The sequence below is a fragment of the Actinomadura sp. BRA 177 genome (assembly GCF_013372625.1).
Lineage (GTDB): Bacteria > Actinomycetota > Actinomycetes > Streptosporangiales > Streptosporangiaceae > Spirillospora.
Genome location: NZ_JABXFD010000405.1, coordinates 16,028 through 29,585 on the forward strand (window position 1 = coordinate 16,028; position 13,558 = coordinate 29,585).

Annotated in this window: 14 protein-coding genes; 9 read left to right on the forward strand and 5 right to left on the reverse strand. The window is 69.7% G+C overall.

The window, feature by feature from the left end; genetic code table 11:
• The first annotated feature begins 53 nt into the window (after nucleotides 1–53).
• Nucleotides 54–506, forward strand: coding sequence for a GatB/YqeY domain-containing protein (locus tag HUX53_RS24270; RefSeq protein ID WP_217919837.1), 453 nt, complete (start codon nucleotides 54–56; stop codon nucleotides 504–506).
• An 89-nt stretch (nucleotides 507–595) separates the two neighbouring features.
• On the opposite strand, the gene HUX53_RS24275 is transcribed toward HUX53_RS24270, so the two are convergent.
• Nucleotides 596–2,896 (reverse strand): transglycosylase domain-containing protein, encoded by a 2,301-nt coding sequence (locus HUX53_RS24275; RefSeq protein WP_176405534.1) that lies wholly within the window; start codon nucleotides 2,894–2,896, stop codon nucleotides 596–598.
• 326 nt (nucleotides 2,897–3,222) lie between these two features.
• Between HUX53_RS24275 and HUX53_RS24280 the strand changes: the two genes are divergently transcribed.
• Nucleotides 3,223–3,540: a WhiB family transcriptional regulator gene (locus HUX53_RS24280; protein ID WP_176405535.1), complete on the forward strand. Its 318-nt coding sequence runs from the start codon at nucleotides 3,223–3,225 to the stop codon at nucleotides 3,538–3,540.
• A 236-nt stretch (nucleotides 3,541–3,776) separates the two neighbouring features.
• Nucleotides 3,777–4,031, forward strand: coding sequence for a zinc ribbon domain-containing protein (locus HUX53_RS42630; protein ID WP_217919838.1), 255 nt, complete (start codon nucleotides 3,777–3,779; stop codon nucleotides 4,029–4,031).
• A gap of 331 nt (nucleotides 4,032–4,362) precedes the next feature.
• Here the strand turns inward: HUX53_RS42630 and HUX53_RS24290 are convergent, their stop codons facing one another.
• Together HUX53_RS24290 and HUX53_RS24295 are read right to left on the reverse strand one after the other, a co-directional pair.
• Entirely contained in the window at nucleotides 4,363–5,520 is a 1,158-nt protein-coding gene (locus HUX53_RS24290; protein WP_176405536.1) for an ArsA family ATPase, read from the reverse strand.
• Nucleotides 5,521–5,554: 34 nt separating this feature from the next.
• Nucleotides 5,555–6,550: an ArsA-related P-loop ATPase gene (locus tag HUX53_RS24295; protein ID WP_309237411.1), complete on the reverse strand. Its 996-nt coding sequence runs from the start codon at nucleotides 6,548–6,550 to the stop codon at nucleotides 5,555–5,557.
• A gap of 243 nt (nucleotides 6,551–6,793) precedes the next feature.
• Between HUX53_RS24295 and HUX53_RS24300 the strand changes: the two genes are divergently transcribed.
• From HUX53_RS24300 to HUX53_RS24320, 5 genes are all read left to right on the forward strand, one after another.
• The gene (locus HUX53_RS24300; RefSeq protein WP_217919839.1) at nucleotides 6,794–7,813 is read left to right on the forward strand and encodes a slipin family protein; all 1,020 of its coding nucleotides are present in this window, start codon (nucleotides 6,794–6,796) and stop codon (nucleotides 7,811–7,813) included.
• Between the two features lie 125 nt (nucleotides 7,814–7,938).
• Nucleotides 7,939–8,100: a DUF4177 domain-containing protein gene (locus HUX53_RS24305; RefSeq protein WP_176405537.1), complete on the forward strand. Its 162-nt coding sequence runs from the start codon at nucleotides 7,939–7,941 to the stop codon at nucleotides 8,098–8,100.
• 25 nt (nucleotides 8,101–8,125) lie between these two features.
• Nucleotides 8,126–8,587, forward strand: coding sequence for a RidA family protein (locus tag HUX53_RS24310; RefSeq protein ID WP_176405538.1), 462 nt, complete (start codon nucleotides 8,126–8,128; stop codon nucleotides 8,585–8,587).
• Nucleotides 8,588–8,634: 47 nt separating this feature from the next.
• Complete coding sequence (locus HUX53_RS24315; protein ID WP_176405539.1) at nucleotides 8,635–9,489, forward strand: NUDIX hydrolase; 855 nt, start codon at nucleotides 8,635–8,637, stop codon at nucleotides 9,487–9,489.
• 125 nt (nucleotides 9,490–9,614) lie between these two features.
• Nucleotides 9,615–10,400 carry an MBL fold metallo-hydrolase gene (locus tag HUX53_RS24320; protein WP_255205576.1) on the forward strand — a complete coding sequence of 262 codons (786 nt, stop codon included), beginning with the start codon at nucleotides 9,615–9,617 and terminating at the stop codon, nucleotides 10,398–10,400.
• Between the two features lie 19 nt (nucleotides 10,401–10,419).
• Here HUX53_RS24320 and HUX53_RS24325 read toward each other — a convergent pair whose 3' ends face one another.
• Nucleotides 10,420–11,106 (reverse strand): Crp/Fnr family transcriptional regulator, encoded by a 687-nt coding sequence (locus tag HUX53_RS24325; RefSeq protein ID WP_131935942.1) that lies wholly within the window; start codon nucleotides 11,104–11,106, stop codon nucleotides 10,420–10,422.
• Nucleotides 11,107–11,335: 229 nt separating this feature from the next.
• Between HUX53_RS24325 and HUX53_RS24330 the strand changes: the two genes are divergently transcribed.
• Complete coding sequence (locus HUX53_RS24330) at nucleotides 11,336–11,974, forward strand: TetR/AcrR family transcriptional regulator (RefSeq protein WP_176405541.1); 639 nt, start codon at nucleotides 11,336–11,338, stop codon at nucleotides 11,972–11,974.
• Here HUX53_RS24330 and HUX53_RS24335 read toward each other — a convergent pair.
• On the reverse strand, nucleotides 11,971–13,188 hold the full coding sequence (locus HUX53_RS24335) for an alpha/beta hydrolase family protein (protein WP_176405542.1): 1,218 nt from the start codon (nucleotides 13,186–13,188) through the stop codon (nucleotides 11,971–11,973). The two genes, HUX53_RS24330 and HUX53_RS24335, sit on opposite strands and share 4 nt — an antisense overlap.
• Between the last annotated feature and the right edge of the window lie 370 nt (nucleotides 13,189–13,558).

Sequence of the window (13,558 nt, forward strand, 5' to 3'; positions counted from 1 at the left end):
CCGCGCGGTAATCCTGATGAGGCAGAAGGTGCCGGACGGGCATGATGTTCGGCATGACCCTGAAGGAAAAGCTGGAGACCGACCTCTCGACCGCGATGAAGGCCCGCGACGAGGTGCGCACGCGTACCCTGCGGATGGCCCTCACGGCGGTGAAGAACGAGGAGGTCGCCGGCAAGCAGTCGCGCGAGCTGTCGGACGACGACGTCGTCAAGGTGCTCGGCCGGGAGGCGAAGAAGCGGCGCGAGGCGGCGACGGCGTTCGGTGACGCGGGGCGCGAGCAGCAGGCGCAGGCGGAGCGGGACGAGGGTGCGGTGCTGGAGGAGTACCTGCCGGCGCAGCTGGGCGATGAGGAGCTGACCGCGCTGGTGGCGGACGCCATTGCCCAGACGGGCGCGGCGGGGCCGCGGGCGATGGGGCAGGTCATGAAGGTCGTGAACCCGAAGGTCGCCGGGCGGGCCGAGGGGGGACGGGTCGCCGCCGAGGTCAAGCGTCAGCTGGCGGAATGAGGCGGGCGCGCCCGGCGTGTGCGCGCTGAGGCCGGCCGTGCGCGTGGTGACATACGAAGGGCCCGGCGATTGCGCCGGGCCCTTTGCGGTCAGTCGTTGTCGTGGCGCCGGTCGGGCTTCTTGCCGTTGCTCACGTAGAGGATGACGGTGGTGCCCGGCGGGACTTCGGTGCCCGCGTCCGGTGAGGTGGACACGACCGTCCCGCGCGGCTGGCCCGAGTCGACGGACCCGGACGCGACCGTGGCCTTCAGGTCGGCCGCCGCGAGCTTGGACTTGGCGTCGGCGACGGTCGAGCCCTTCACCTTCGGGACGCGGGTGGTGTCGCCGAAGTCGCGGGACGGGGTGCGGAAGTTCGGGGCGGGCTCGCCGGACAGCGCCCGCTGCATCGAGGTCCGCCAGAGGGGGCCGGGGATCGTCGCGCCGTAGATGCCGTACACCTTGTACTGCCAGGGGCCGCGGAAGTCCCAGTAGGCGACGGCGGAGGCGAGGTTCGGGGTGTAGCCGGCGAACACGGCGCAGGTGAACTCTTCACACGTTCCGGTCTTGCCGGCGGCGGGACGGCCGATGCCGAGTCCGGCGGCGGTGCCCTTGGTGAGGACGCCCTGCAGGATCGAGTTCACCTTGTCGGCGACGTCCTCGTCCAGGGCCTGGTGGCAGTCCTGCTTGGGCAGCTTCAGCTTCTTGCCCTGCGGGTCGACGACCTCGGTGACCGAGATGGGCGAGCAGTACTTGCCGCGGGCGGCGAAGCCGGCGTAGGCGGCGGCGAGGTGAACCATGTCGACGTCGTTGACGCCGAGGACCTGGGACGGGGTGGGCAGCAGCGGGTTGCCGTTGCCCTGCTTCATCCCGAACTTCTCGGCCATCTTCACCGCGTTGCAGACGCCGACGCGCTTCTCCAGGTAGGCGTAGAACGTGTTGACCGAGTGCCAGGTGCCGGTCTTGAGGTTGAAGTTGCCCTGCTCGCTGTCGCCGGCGTTGGACACCGTCCAGGGCGGGCCGCCGCCGACGAGGTCGTTGTCGTACTTCTTGCCCTGCCACGTCCCGGTGTAGCGGCACGGCTGGTAGCCGCCGATCGTCGCGGTCTGCGGCGAGTGGATGGTCGTGCTGACCGGGATGCCCTGGTCGATGGCGGCGGCGAGCGTGAAGATCTTGAAGGTCGAGCCCGCCGATACGCCGTTGCCGCCGCCGTGGTGGGAGTCGGCGGGGAGGTTGATGGTCGTCCGGCCCTTGCCGGGGCCGAACCGCTTGCTCACGCCGATCGCCTTGATCCTGCCCGTGCCGGGTTCGACCATCGCCTGGGCCGCGACGCGGTTGCCGCCGGGGGCGATCTGGCTGCGGAGGGTCTTGTCGATGGCGCGCTGGTCCTGCATGTCGATCGTGGTGCGGATCGTGTAGCCGCCGCGGTTCAGCTCGTTGACGACGTTCTGCTGCTGCTTCGGCTTCATCGACCAGTACTTGCCGTCCGACAGGATGTTGAGCATGTCGTACTTGACGTACTCGCAGAAGTACGGCGCCTTGCTGGACTGGCAGCCGCCGACCGGGTCGGTGCGGTTCAGCTGGATCGGCTTGGCGGCTTCCTCGTCCGCCTGCGCCTTGGTGATGTGCTGGAGCTGAGCCATCCGATAGAGGACGACGTCACGCCGGTGGCGGGCGTCCTTGGGGTTGCGGATGGGGTCGTACGCGGTGGGGTTCTGCGTGATGCCGGCCAGTAGCGCGGCCTGGCCGAGGCTCAGTTTGGACGCGGGGACGCTGAAGTAGCGCTTCGCGGCGGCCTGTACCCCGTACGCGCCCGCACCGAAGTAGGCGATGTTGAGGTAGCCCTCAAGGATCTGGTCCTTCGTCATGCGCTGCTCGACGTCGAGCGCGTAGCGCAGCTCGCGGAGCTTGCGTCCGACGGTGGGGGCGGTCGCCTCGCGGTACTCCTCGTCCGTCCTGGCACTGTCGACCAGCAGGTTCTTGACGTACTGCTGCGTGAGCGTGGACCCGCCCTGCGTCTGCTCGGACTCGACGTTGGACGCCAGTGCGCGGATGGTGCCCTTGAGGTCGAGCGCGCCGTGCTCGTAGAACCTCGAGTCCTCGATGTCGATCATGGCCTTGCGCATGACGGGCGCGACCTGGTCGAGCCGGACGGACTCGCGGTACTTGTCGAAGAACGTGGCGACCTGCTTGCCGTCCGCGGAGTACATCACCGTCTTCTCGGACGGCGGCGCCGTGTTCAGCTCGCCTTCCATGTCCTCGAAGTTGTTCGCGGCGTCGCGGGCGGTCAGCCCGGCGCTGCCGACGGCCGGCAGCGCGATGAGGGCGACGATGAGGCCCGCCACCACCCCGGCTCCGAGCAACCTGAACAGCGTGGAAGCGGCCTTGACCCGATCCGTATTCGCAACGCGCACGGGGTCTAGGGTACGCGGGACGAGAGGTGCATTAGGGACACGTCCCCCTGCGTCCCCCGGGCCGGGCCGCCGCGGGCGGGACGTTCGTCCGGTATGCCCTCATCATGACAACCTGCGTCGTGTCTGGCGCGTCAACTACAGGTAACTAGTCCGTTCCGGCGGTATGGCCCCGGTGGGCTATATCGAGAATGGGCCCATCGGGGACTGTTGAAACGTCCCTCGCTTCCGTAAGTTCTTCCCCACGGCTTTCGTTTGGCGGCCTGACGTCCGCGCCCGTCCGGCCAAGGAGCGCAAATCGACACAGACCCTAGGGGAGTGGGGCCAAGATGTGGATCACGGATTGGACCGCCCGCGCCGCCTGCCGTAACGCGGATCCGGACGCCCTGTTCGTGCAGGGAGCGGCGCAGAACCGGGCCAAGCTCATCTGCCGCGGCTGCCCGGTGCGCACGGAGTGTCTCGCGGACGCCCTCGACAACAGGATCGAGTTCGGCGTCTGGGGCGGGATGACCGAGCGCGAGCGCCGGGCACTGCTGCGGCGGCGGCCGGATGTGCGGTCGTGGCGCGACCTGCTGGAGACCGCGAAGGAAGAGTACGAGCGGTCGGTCGAGACGGACGACGAGGAGCAGGAGCTCGTCGCCAGCTGACCACGGCGGGCCATGCGGCCCGTCCAGGCGTCCGGCAGAAGTCCAATAAAGCGTGGCCGCGGGTCCGCACCGTTCTTCGCGGTGCGGGCCCGCGGCTACGTTCTCGGGTCGTCTCCTCCCGGTGGCAGCCTCGCGCCTCCGAACCCTGCCCACGCACCGCTTGGACGATTCGCCGCGACTGGCGTAATGATACAGTCACGGATTGTGAAATTGGTGGTGCAGGTGAAGCTGCTGCCGTGCCGTTCATCGAGGTGGATCCGGCCTACACCTCGCAGCGCTGCCCGCGCTGCGGCCACACCGCGAGGAACAACCGTCCCTCGCGGGATCACTTTCAGTGTCGTCGGTGCGGTCTCGCTGGGCCCGCCGACGTCGTCACCGGGGTCAACGTACGCAACCGCGCACGCTCGGCGTGGGTATTCGTCAACATGCCCCAACCCGCCCCCACATGGCATGAGGGCAGGTGGATGCGACCCGTGACCGCCCCGCCGTAGCGGGCAGTCGGGAGCGCGAACAACGCCCGAGGACAGGGCAAGCCAGGTCCTCAGGGCCGAGTAGTTGACCAACGAGTACTACAGAGGACGGCCGTCCGATCTGGCACTACAACCAGACGCCGGGCGAGTACGACGGCCGCTTCGACCGCCGACTCCTCCACAAGGGCCCCGCTGGGACGTACGTCACCGAGCACACCTGGTCCAAGGGCTCGGCTTACCCAGACTCCTTCATCATCGGTGACCCGCACTTGAACTACTACGAGGGCTCCGCCTACGTCGACGACATCCGCCTTTACGTCCCCAAGAAGACCGCCTAGCGCGCGCGGACGACTCAGGCGGCGGTTGGGGTCGAGGTAGGGGCGGCCAGGTCTTCGCCCACCTGGCGGAGGCCGTCCAGGTCGTGGACGTCCTCGGCCTGGGCGGGGACCGCTGTGGCCGGGACCGTCGGGTGCGTGGACGCGAAGTGGTCGCGGAGGCGTTCCTCGCGGGCGGCGAGCTGCATCCGGTCGGTGTGCAGGCGGAGCAGGGCCGCGGTCAGCGTGTGCTCGCCGCGTTCCTCCAGCGTTTCGGCGGCGGCCTGGCTGCGGGCGGCGGACAGCGCGTCGGCCGCGGATTCGTGGACGCGGTTGACGACGAGGCCGGCGAGCGGCATGCGCTCCTCGGCGAGACGCTCGACGAAGTAGGACGCCTCGCGGAGCGCGTCCGGCTCGGGGGCGGCGACGACGAGGAACGCGGTGCCGGGGGTCTGCAGGAGCCTGAACGTCTTCTCGGCCCGCTCCCGGAACCCGCCGAACATCGTGTCGAACGCGGCGACGAACGTCTGCACGTCCCGCAGCAGCTGGACGCCGAGGACCTTGTTGATGGCCCCGGTGAACATGCCGAACCCGGCGCTGATCACCTTGACGCCGAAGCGGCCGCCGGTCTTGGCCGGCGCGGCGAGGATCTTCATGAAGCGGCCGTCGAGGAAGCGGCCCATGCGCTCGGGGGCGTCCAGGAAGTCCAGGGCGTTCCGGGACGGCGGCGTGTCCACGATGATGAGGTCCCAGGCGCCGGAGCGGTGCAGCTGCCCGAGCTTCTCCATCGCCATGTACTCCTGCGTGCCCGACAGCGACGAGGAGAGCGACTGGTAGAAGGGGTTGGCGAGGATCTGCTTCGCCCGGTCCGGGTCGGCGTGCGCCTCGACGATCTCGTCGAAGGTGCGCTTCATGTCGAGCATCATGGCGTGCAGCTCGCCGTCGCCGTCGATCTCGATCTTGCGCGGGTTGTTGTCGAGCTCCGACAGGCCCATGGACTGGGCGAGCCGGCGCGCCGGGTCCACGGTGAGGACGACGACGTCCCGTCCCCGCTCGGCGGCGCGCACCCCGAGCGCGGCGGCCGTGGTCGTCTTCCCCACGCCGCCCGACCCGCAGCACACGATGATCTTCGTGCGCGGGTCGTCGAGCAGCGCGTCGACGTCCAGGACGGGAGGGGTCTTGCCGGTCGGGCTCATCGGTTCACCTTGTCGGACGGGCACGCGGGGGCGGTCATGCGGCGCCTTGGGTGCGGAGGGCGGCGGCCAGGTCGTAGAGGCCGGCCAGGTCCATGCCGTCCGAGAGCATCGGGAGGGTGTAGCGGGGGCGGTCGATGGAGTCGAGGCGCTCCTTCTCGCGGCGCTGGAGGGCGGTGCGGCGAGCATGGTCGCCGGCCTCGGCGGCGAGGACGGCGGCGATCGACTCGGCGTCGTGTTCGAGGCCCGCGGCCTTCACGCCGCGGACGATCTCGTCGGTGTCGAGGGTGCCGTCGGCGGCCGCGGCGAGGTCGTCCTCGCTGAGGACGGGCTCGTGCTCCATGTTCACGATGACGCCGCCGATCGGGAGGCCGACGTCGGTGAGGTCACGGATGCCGTCCATCGTCTCCTGGACGGGCATCTCCTCAAGGAGCGTGACGAAGTGCACGGCGGTTTCGGGGCTGCGCACGACCTTCATCACGGTGTCGGCATGGTTCCGGACGGGGCCGACCTTGGCGAGACCGGAGACTTCCTCGTTCACGTTCAGGAACTTCGTGATGCGGCCGGTGGGGGGAGCGTCCATGACGACGGCGTCGTAGATGAACGAGCCGTCCTTCTTCTTGCGGCGCACCGATTCGGAGGTCTTGCCGGTGAGGATGACGTCGCGCAGGCCGGGGGCGATGGTGGTGACGAAGTCGACGATGCCGAGCTTGGTCATCGCCTTCCCGGCGCGCTTGAGGTTGTAGAACATTTCGAGGTACTCGATGAGCGCCTCTTCGGTGTCGATGGCGAGCGCGTACACGTCCCCGCCGCCCGGGGCGACCGCGACGCGGCGCTCCTCGTACGGGAGGGGCGGGCAGTCGAAGAGCTGGGCGATGCCCTGGCGTCCCTCGACCTCGACGAGCAGGACCTTGCGGCCCCCGGCGGCCAGGGCAAGGGCGAGGGCCGCGGCGACGGTCGTCTTCCCCGTGCCGCCCTTGCCGGTGACCACATGGAGGCGTACGCCGTCCCAGTCGGTGTCTCTCGCGCTCACCCGATCGACCATATCGTTCACTCGGCAAACACTTCAGAGGGCGTCCGCCCGTATGCAAGTGATCCCTGACACGGTTCCGTGCAAGATCATCCGTGCGGACGTTGTACACGGGCGTGCCCGCGCGGTTAGCTGGGAAACGTGAGCCGTCCACGGGCGGTTCCATCTGGATCCTCACGGATGCAGAGTTCTGCCGGTGCCCAGGCGCTCCCCGGGCCCGGCCGCCCACGTGAGAAAGGTGCCGTGATGGAAGCGGTGGCCCTCATCATCTTGCTCATCGTCGTCGTCGGCGGACTGATCGTCCTGGCGTCGTCGGTCCGCGTCGTCCAGCAGTTCGAGCACGGGATCGTGTTCCGGTTCGGCCAGGTCCAGCGCGGCGGGCAGCTGCGCCCCGGCGCGGTGCGAACCCCGGGCCTGACGGCCATCCTGCCGGTCGTCGAACGCATGCAGAAGGTCAGCCAGCAGACGATCACCATGGGGGTGCCCGGGCAGGACGGCATCACCCAGGACAACGTCAGCGTCCGCGTCGACGCCGTCGTCTACTTCCGGGTGGTCGACCCGGTGAAGGCGATCGTGAACGTGCACAACTACGGGTACGCCGTCTCGCAGGTGGCGCAGACGTCGCTGCGGTCGGTCATCGGCCAGGCCGACATGCAGGAGCTGCTCGGCGAGCGCGAGAAGATCAACGCACGGCTCCGAACGATCATCGACAAGATCACCGAGGGGCCGTGGGGCATCCTGATCGAGCTCGTCGAGATCAAGGACGTCTCGCTGCCCGAGGGCATGAAGCGGTCCATGGCGCGGGAGGCGGAGGCGGAACGGGAACGCCGCGCCCGCATCATCACCGCGGACGGCGAGTTCCAGGCGTCCAAGCGCCTCGCCGCCGCCGCGGAGATCATGTCGCAGGACCCGGCGGCCCTCCAGCTGCGCCTGCTGCAGACGGTCGTGGAGGTCTCGGCCGAGAAGAACAGCACGCTGGTCATGCCGCTGCCGGTCGAGATCCTGCGGTTCTTCGACAAGGTCGCGGGCGGGTCCGACCGCTCCGGCGAGGGCGGTGAGACCGGCCTCGGCCTCGGCGAACGCCTCGCCAAGGCCGAGCAGGATCTCGCCAAGGCGGCGGAGCAGCCCTCGACCCTGGAATCGGCCGAGAACGTCCCACCGGTCATCGGCCTGGACGAGCCGAAGCGCGAATCCTCGTCGTCCGGCGACGAACAGCGCGGCATAACGAGCGGCGACCGGCGCGGCGACCAGCACCGCCCCCGCTGACCCCACGGCACACCCTTGGCCGAGCCGGCCCCCGGACACCGCACCACGCTGGTGTCCGGGGCCGGGTGCGCTCTGAACGAGGGATTCGAACGGGGTTCCAGTGGGGTGATCGCTAGGGTGATGCCATGAAGAAGTGGGAGTACGCGACCGTTCCGCTGCTGGTGCACGCGACCAAGCAGATTCTTGACAACTGGGGGCAGGACGGGTGGGAGCTCGTCACCGTCCTGCCGGGGCCGAACCCGGAGAACCTGGTGGCCTACTTCAAGCGCGAAGTCGTGTCGGAGTGAACGCCCTCAACGAGGAGGAGTGGTCATGAGCACGCCCGAGGAGCGGCTCCAGGAACTGGGGATCGAGCTGCCCGACCTCGTCCCGCCGGTCGCGTCGTACGTCCCGACCGCGCGGACGGGGTCGCTCGTCTACACGGCGGGCCAGATCCCGCTGGTGAAGGGCGAGCTGGGCGCCACCGGGAAGGTGGGCGCGGAGGTCAGCGCCGAGGAGGCCGCCAAGCAGGCGCGGATCTGCGCGCTGAACTGCGTCGCGGCGCTCAAGGCCGAGGTCGGCGAGCTGTCGCGGGTCGTCCGGATCGTGAAGGTCGTCGGGTTCGTCGCCAGCGCCCCGGACTTCACCGGGCAGCCGCAGGTGGTCAACGGGGCGAGCGATCTGCTGGCCGAGGTGTTCGGGGACGCGGGCAAGCACGCGCGCAGCGCGGTGGGCGTCGCCGTCCTGCCCCGCGACGTGCCCGTCGAGGTGGAGCTCATCGCCGAGGTCCAGTAGGACGCAGGCTTGACGGAACGCCATTCGGTATGTCCGAATGGGCCGCCATGGGCACTGTGAACGGGCTGAAGCTGCCGGCGAGTTTCCGGGATCGGATCGAGGACATCCGGGCGGGCCGGGCCGAGCCCGTTCCCGCCCGGCACGCGGCCACGGTCGTCGTGCTCCGCGATCACGAGCGGCACGGCCTGCAGGCGTTCATGCTGCGGCGCGTCCGGTCGATGGCGTTCGCGCCGGGCGCCTACGTGTTCCCGGGCGGGTCGGTCGACCCGCGCGACGGCGAGGCGGAGCTGGCCTGGTGCGGGCCGCCGCCCGCCGAGTGGGGGACGGCGTTCCACGCGGACGAGACGCTGGCCCGCGAGCTGGTGTGCGCGGCGGTCCGGGAGACGTTCGAGGAGACGCTCGTCCTGCTGGCCGGGCCGACGAGCGGGACGGTCGTGGACGACACGCGCGGCGACGAATGGGAGACCGACCGGCAGGCGCTGCTGGACCGTTCCCAGTCGTTCGGCGGGTTACTCGACCGGCGCGGCCTCGTGCTGCGCGCCGACCTGCTGCGGCCGTGGGCGCACTGGATCACCCCGGCGATGGAGCCGAAGCGCTACGACACCCGGTTCTTCGTCGCCGCGATGCCGGCGGGGCAGCGGGCCAGGGACGTCAGCACCGAGGCCGACCAGGTCGCCTGGGTGCGGCCGGCGGAGGCGGCCGAGCGCGCGGAGAAGGGCGAGTGGATGATGCTGCCGCCGACGATCGCGACGCTGGCCGAGCTGGCCGAGTACGACACGGTGGCGGACGTGCTGGCCGCGCCGCGCGAGATCGTCGTCCACGAGCCCACGGCGGAGATCATCAACGGCGAGGCGTACCTCGTCCTGCCGGAGGGCGTCGAGCGGCACTACCCGCACGGATGAGGCGCGTACCGGTGTCGCAGGCCGTCCTGTGGCGGCTGGCCGGCACATCCGCGCTGCGGCATCTCGACCGTTTCGGCTGGAACCCGGCCCGTCACCCGGATCGGGCCTCGGGCAGGATGGGAGACATGACGGAGATCGACGGGATGGGTACCGAACGGGCGACCTGCGTGCTCGCTCCGAACCCGTCCGCCATGACCCTGGACGGCACGAACACCTGGATCATCGCCGAGCCCGGGTCGGACGAGGCGGTCGTCGTCGACCCCGGGCCCAAGGACGGCAAGCACCTCAAGCGCGTCCTGGACGTGATCGAGGCGCAGGGGCGGCGGGTCGGGCTCGTCCTGCTCACCCACGGACATCCCGACCATTCCGCCGGTGCCGGAAAGCTCGCGAAGCTCGCCGGCGGCTCCGTCAAGGTGCGGGCGCTCGACCCTGCGCACCGGCTCGGCGACGAGGGGCTCGCCGAAGGGGACGTCGTCACCACGGGCGGCCTGGAGCTGCGGATCATGGAGACGCCGGGCCACAGCGACGACTCGCTCACCTTCTGGCTGCCGGCGGACGGCGCCGTCCTCACCGGCGACACCGTCCTCGGGTACGGGACGACCGTGCTGGAGGGCGGCCTCGGCGACTACCTGAGCTCGCTCGACCGGCTCCGCACGTTCTCCACCGACGTCGAGGCCGCCACCATCCTCCCCGGTCACGGGCCCAAGCTGGACGACCCGATCGCCGTCCTCGACCACTACATCGACCATCGCCGCGAACGCCTCGCGCAGGTCGAGGCGGCCGTGGCCGCGGGCGCGCGCACGGCGCGCGAGGTCGTCGAACGGGTCTACGCCGACGTCGACAAGTCCCTCTGGCCCGCGGCCGAATGGTCGGTCCAGTCGCAGCTGGACTACCTCAACGAGCGCGGCTAGCTGCTCCGGGTGCTGCCGGCTACTTCGAGCGCTTGCGGAGGCGTTCGATGTCGAGGATGACGACGGCGCGCGCCTCTATGCGCAGCCAGTTGCGCTGCGCGAAGTCGGCGAGCGCCTTGTTGACCGTCTCGCGGGAGGCGCCGACGAGCTGCGCCAGTTCCTCCTGCGTGAGGTCGTGGTGCACGTGCAGGCCCGCCTCGGACGGCTGGCCGAACCGCTCCGCGAGGTCGAGCAGCGCCTTCGCGACGCGTCCGGGCACGTCGGTGAAGACGAGGTCGGCCATCACATCGTTGGTCTTGCGGAGCCGCTGCGCGAGGGCGCGGAGCAGCTGGACGGCGACCTCCGGGTGCCCGGTGAGCCAGGGCCGCAGGTCGTCGTGGCCGAGCCCGGCGAGGCGGCACTCGGTGACCGCGATGGCGCTCGCGGTGCGGGGGCGGGGGTCGAACAGGGACAGCTCGCCGAACATCTCGCTCGGGCCGAGCACGCTCAGCAGGTTCTCCCGGCCGTCCGGCGCCGTCCGGGTCAGCTTGATCTTGCCCTCCAGGACGACGTACAGCCGGTCTCCGGTCTCGCCCTCGTTGAACAGCGTCTGACCGCGCGCGAGCCGCGCCTCGGTCACGTTGGCGCGCAGCGCCTTGGCGCCCTGCTCATCGAGGGCCTCGAAGAGCGGGGCTCTGCTCAGAACGTCCACGTCGCGATCGGTCACGCTTCTCCTCCTCGAACACCTACATGCCTAGTGTGACGTACGTCCCACCGCGTACGTGAAGGCAGGGTCACGGCGCGCCGAAACGCGGGACCGAAGGTTGTTCGTCCCGCGGCGGGTCACGGTCCCGTTCGCCCAGTGTACGGACCGTTGGGTGAATGCCATCACACCGGTCTCATCACCTGATATCGGACGACACGGGAGGCGGGCGGCGGTGCCTTAACCTGAGCGGATGCAGAGCTCCGCGCCCCGCCCCGCACCGCGCCGGCTCCCCCGGGGCCGGCACGCGCTGTCCCGTGCGGAGGTCGAGCGCGTGCACCGGGACCGCCTGTGCGCGGCCATGGCCGCGGCGATGACGGAGAAAGGGTACGTCGGAACGTCGGTTGAGGACGTCCTCAAACGGGCCAGGGTGTCCCGGCAGAGCTTCTACGGGCTGTTCTCGTCCAAGCTCGACTGCTTCATGGCCGCGTTCGACCAGGCGAGCGAACTGCTCATCCGCCAGCTGGAAGGCGCCGTGAAGGGCGAAGGCGACGCGGCGGCCCGGTTCGAGCAGGCCATCACCACCTACCTGGAGGCGCTGGCGTCCGAACCGGGTTACGCACGGCTGTTCCTGGTTGAGGTGTACGCGGCCGGTCCGGAGGCCATCCGGCGACGGTCCGAGATACAGCACGACCTGGCGCAGGCCCTGGTGGGCCTTATGGGCGTGACCGGTCAGGCGGGCGAATTCGCGTGCCAGGTCATCGTGTCGGCGGTGAGTTCGATGGTGACGCCCGCGGTCGCGGCGGGTGATATGGAGGCGTTGCAGGCGGTCGGGCCCCCGATCGTCGAGCACGTTCGCCTCCTCCTGCGATCGGGGGCTTTGGACGCCTAACGTGAGGTGATGCTCACCCGCGCTGTGGTGACGCCGTGTGCGCGCGGGAGCGTGACAGTGAGCCGTCCGTACGGGCCGGTCGTTGCCTTGATGACCCGATTCCTAAGGCGGATGACGACACGTGTGCCTGGACGGTAGAACGCGGGCGTCGTGACCGTGGCGGTTCCGGTGGCCCGCAGCGTGAAGCCCTTCTTGGACGCCTTGGTGAGCGTGCTGAACTCCTGCGGCTTCCGGCGGTTGAGGGAGACCGTCCAGCCCCACTGTGACCAGGTCCGGTCGATCGACCGGTAGGAGGTCTTCGTAGGTGGACGGGGAGGGTCGGCGAACGTCCGCATCAGCGGGCCCATGTACTGCCGCAGGTCACGCGCCCAGTACGGGAAGATGTGGGTGCCGAACACGTAGTCGGTGTACCGGCTGGGGATCTTCAGCTCGTCCAGCCGCTGGTGGAAGCTGACCGTCGAGGCGTGCGTGAGGGCCTCGATGCCGATCGCGTACAGGTCCGGCTGCGGCGGGTCGAGCGGGCCGGGGATACCGGTCGCGGTGTAGAGCGCAAGCCGCATGCCGCGCAGGTTGGACGCGAGGTCGGCGGGGTCGTGGCCGCGCCAGTTGATCTCGTCCGTGAGCCGCGAGCCGAAGATCGCGTCCGGGCTCACCTTGTTGAGGGCGACCGCGATGTAGGAGACGACGGCGGTCGCACCCACCGAGACCACCGGGTTGTAGGCGATATCGGGCGCACCGGAGAACGACGCGGCCGACACGAACGAATCGGGATGCCGGGCCGCGTAACTCATCGCCCCGAACCCGCCCTGCGACAGCCCCGCGATGGCCCTGCCTTCGCGGCGGGCGACGGTGCGCAGGTTGCGGTCGATCCACGGGATCAGCTGGCCGACGTGGAAGGTCTCCCACTTGGACGGCCCCAGCTCGGTGTTCGAATCGGCCCAGTCGGTGAACCAGCCGCCGCCGTTGCCGTCGAAGCCCGCGTCCGGCATGACGGTGATCAGCGGCCGCTCGGCGGTCGTCTTCTCGGCGTCGCCTGCGTCGACCCAGTCGGAGGCCCGTCCGGACGTCCCATGGAACAGGTAGAGGACGGGGTAACGCGTGCCGGCGCGCGCATAGCCGGTCGGCAACAGGATGCGGACATCCACAGCCCGCCCCAGCGCCGCCGTGCTCACGCGAACCGTGTACTGCCGATCGTCGATCTGCCGCACTTTCACGACGTGGATGCCGCCCGCATCCCCGAACCGAACACCGCCCTCAGCGGCGCGAGCCGGAACGCCAAGCCCCGCCGAGGCCGTCAGCACCGCAAACACGACCGCAACGACGCGAGACACGCGCCTAGCAGTGGTCCTGCGCAGAGGAGAGGTTTTGCGCAGAGCGGAGATCTTGCGCAGAGCGGAGGTCTTGCGTGGGGCAGAAAGTGTGCGGGGAGTGGGGGGCTTGGGCGGTGTCTCTTATGCACATCTGACGCTGCCGACGAAGGGGGTAGTGTAGATTTCGGGGGGCGTCGGATCCGTCTCGACACACACTGGAGGGCTATCTAGCAGTTCATCACACGGATGGAGCACTATCACACAACCTCACGAA

Coding starts and splice junctions, on each gene's coding strand:
- HUX53_RS24310 (WP_176405538.1), top strand. CDS start 8,126: ATGAGCACGCCCGAGGAGCGGCTCCAGGAACTGGGGATCGAGCTGCCC.
- HUX53_RS24300 (WP_217919839.1), top strand. CDS start 6,794: ATGGAAGCGGTGGCCCTCATCATCTTGCTCATCGTCGTCGTCGGCGGA.
- HUX53_RS24290 (WP_176405536.1), bottom strand. CDS start 5,520: ATGAGCCCGACCGGCAAGACCCCTCCCGTCCTGGACGTCGACGCGCTG.
- HUX53_RS24280 (WP_176405535.1), top strand. CDS start 3,223: ATGTGGATCACGGATTGGACCGCCCGCGCCGCCTGCCGTAACGCGGAT.
- HUX53_RS24315 (WP_176405539.1), top strand. CDS start 8,635: ATGGGCACTGTGAACGGGCTGAAGCTGCCGGCGAGTTTCCGGGATCGG.
- HUX53_RS24320 (WP_255205576.1), top strand. CDS start 9,615: ATGACGGAGATCGACGGGATGGGTACCGAACGGGCGACCTGCGTGCTC.
- HUX53_RS24305 (WP_176405537.1), top strand. CDS start 7,939: ATGAAGAAGTGGGAGTACGCGACCGTTCCGCTGCTGGTGCACGCGACC.
- HUX53_RS24330 (WP_176405541.1), top strand. CDS start 11,336: ATGCAGAGCTCCGCGCCCCGCCCCGCACCGCGCCGGCTCCCCCGGGGC.
- HUX53_RS24270 (WP_217919837.1), top strand. CDS start 54: ATGACCCTGAAGGAAAAGCTGGAGACCGACCTCTCGACCGCGATGAAG.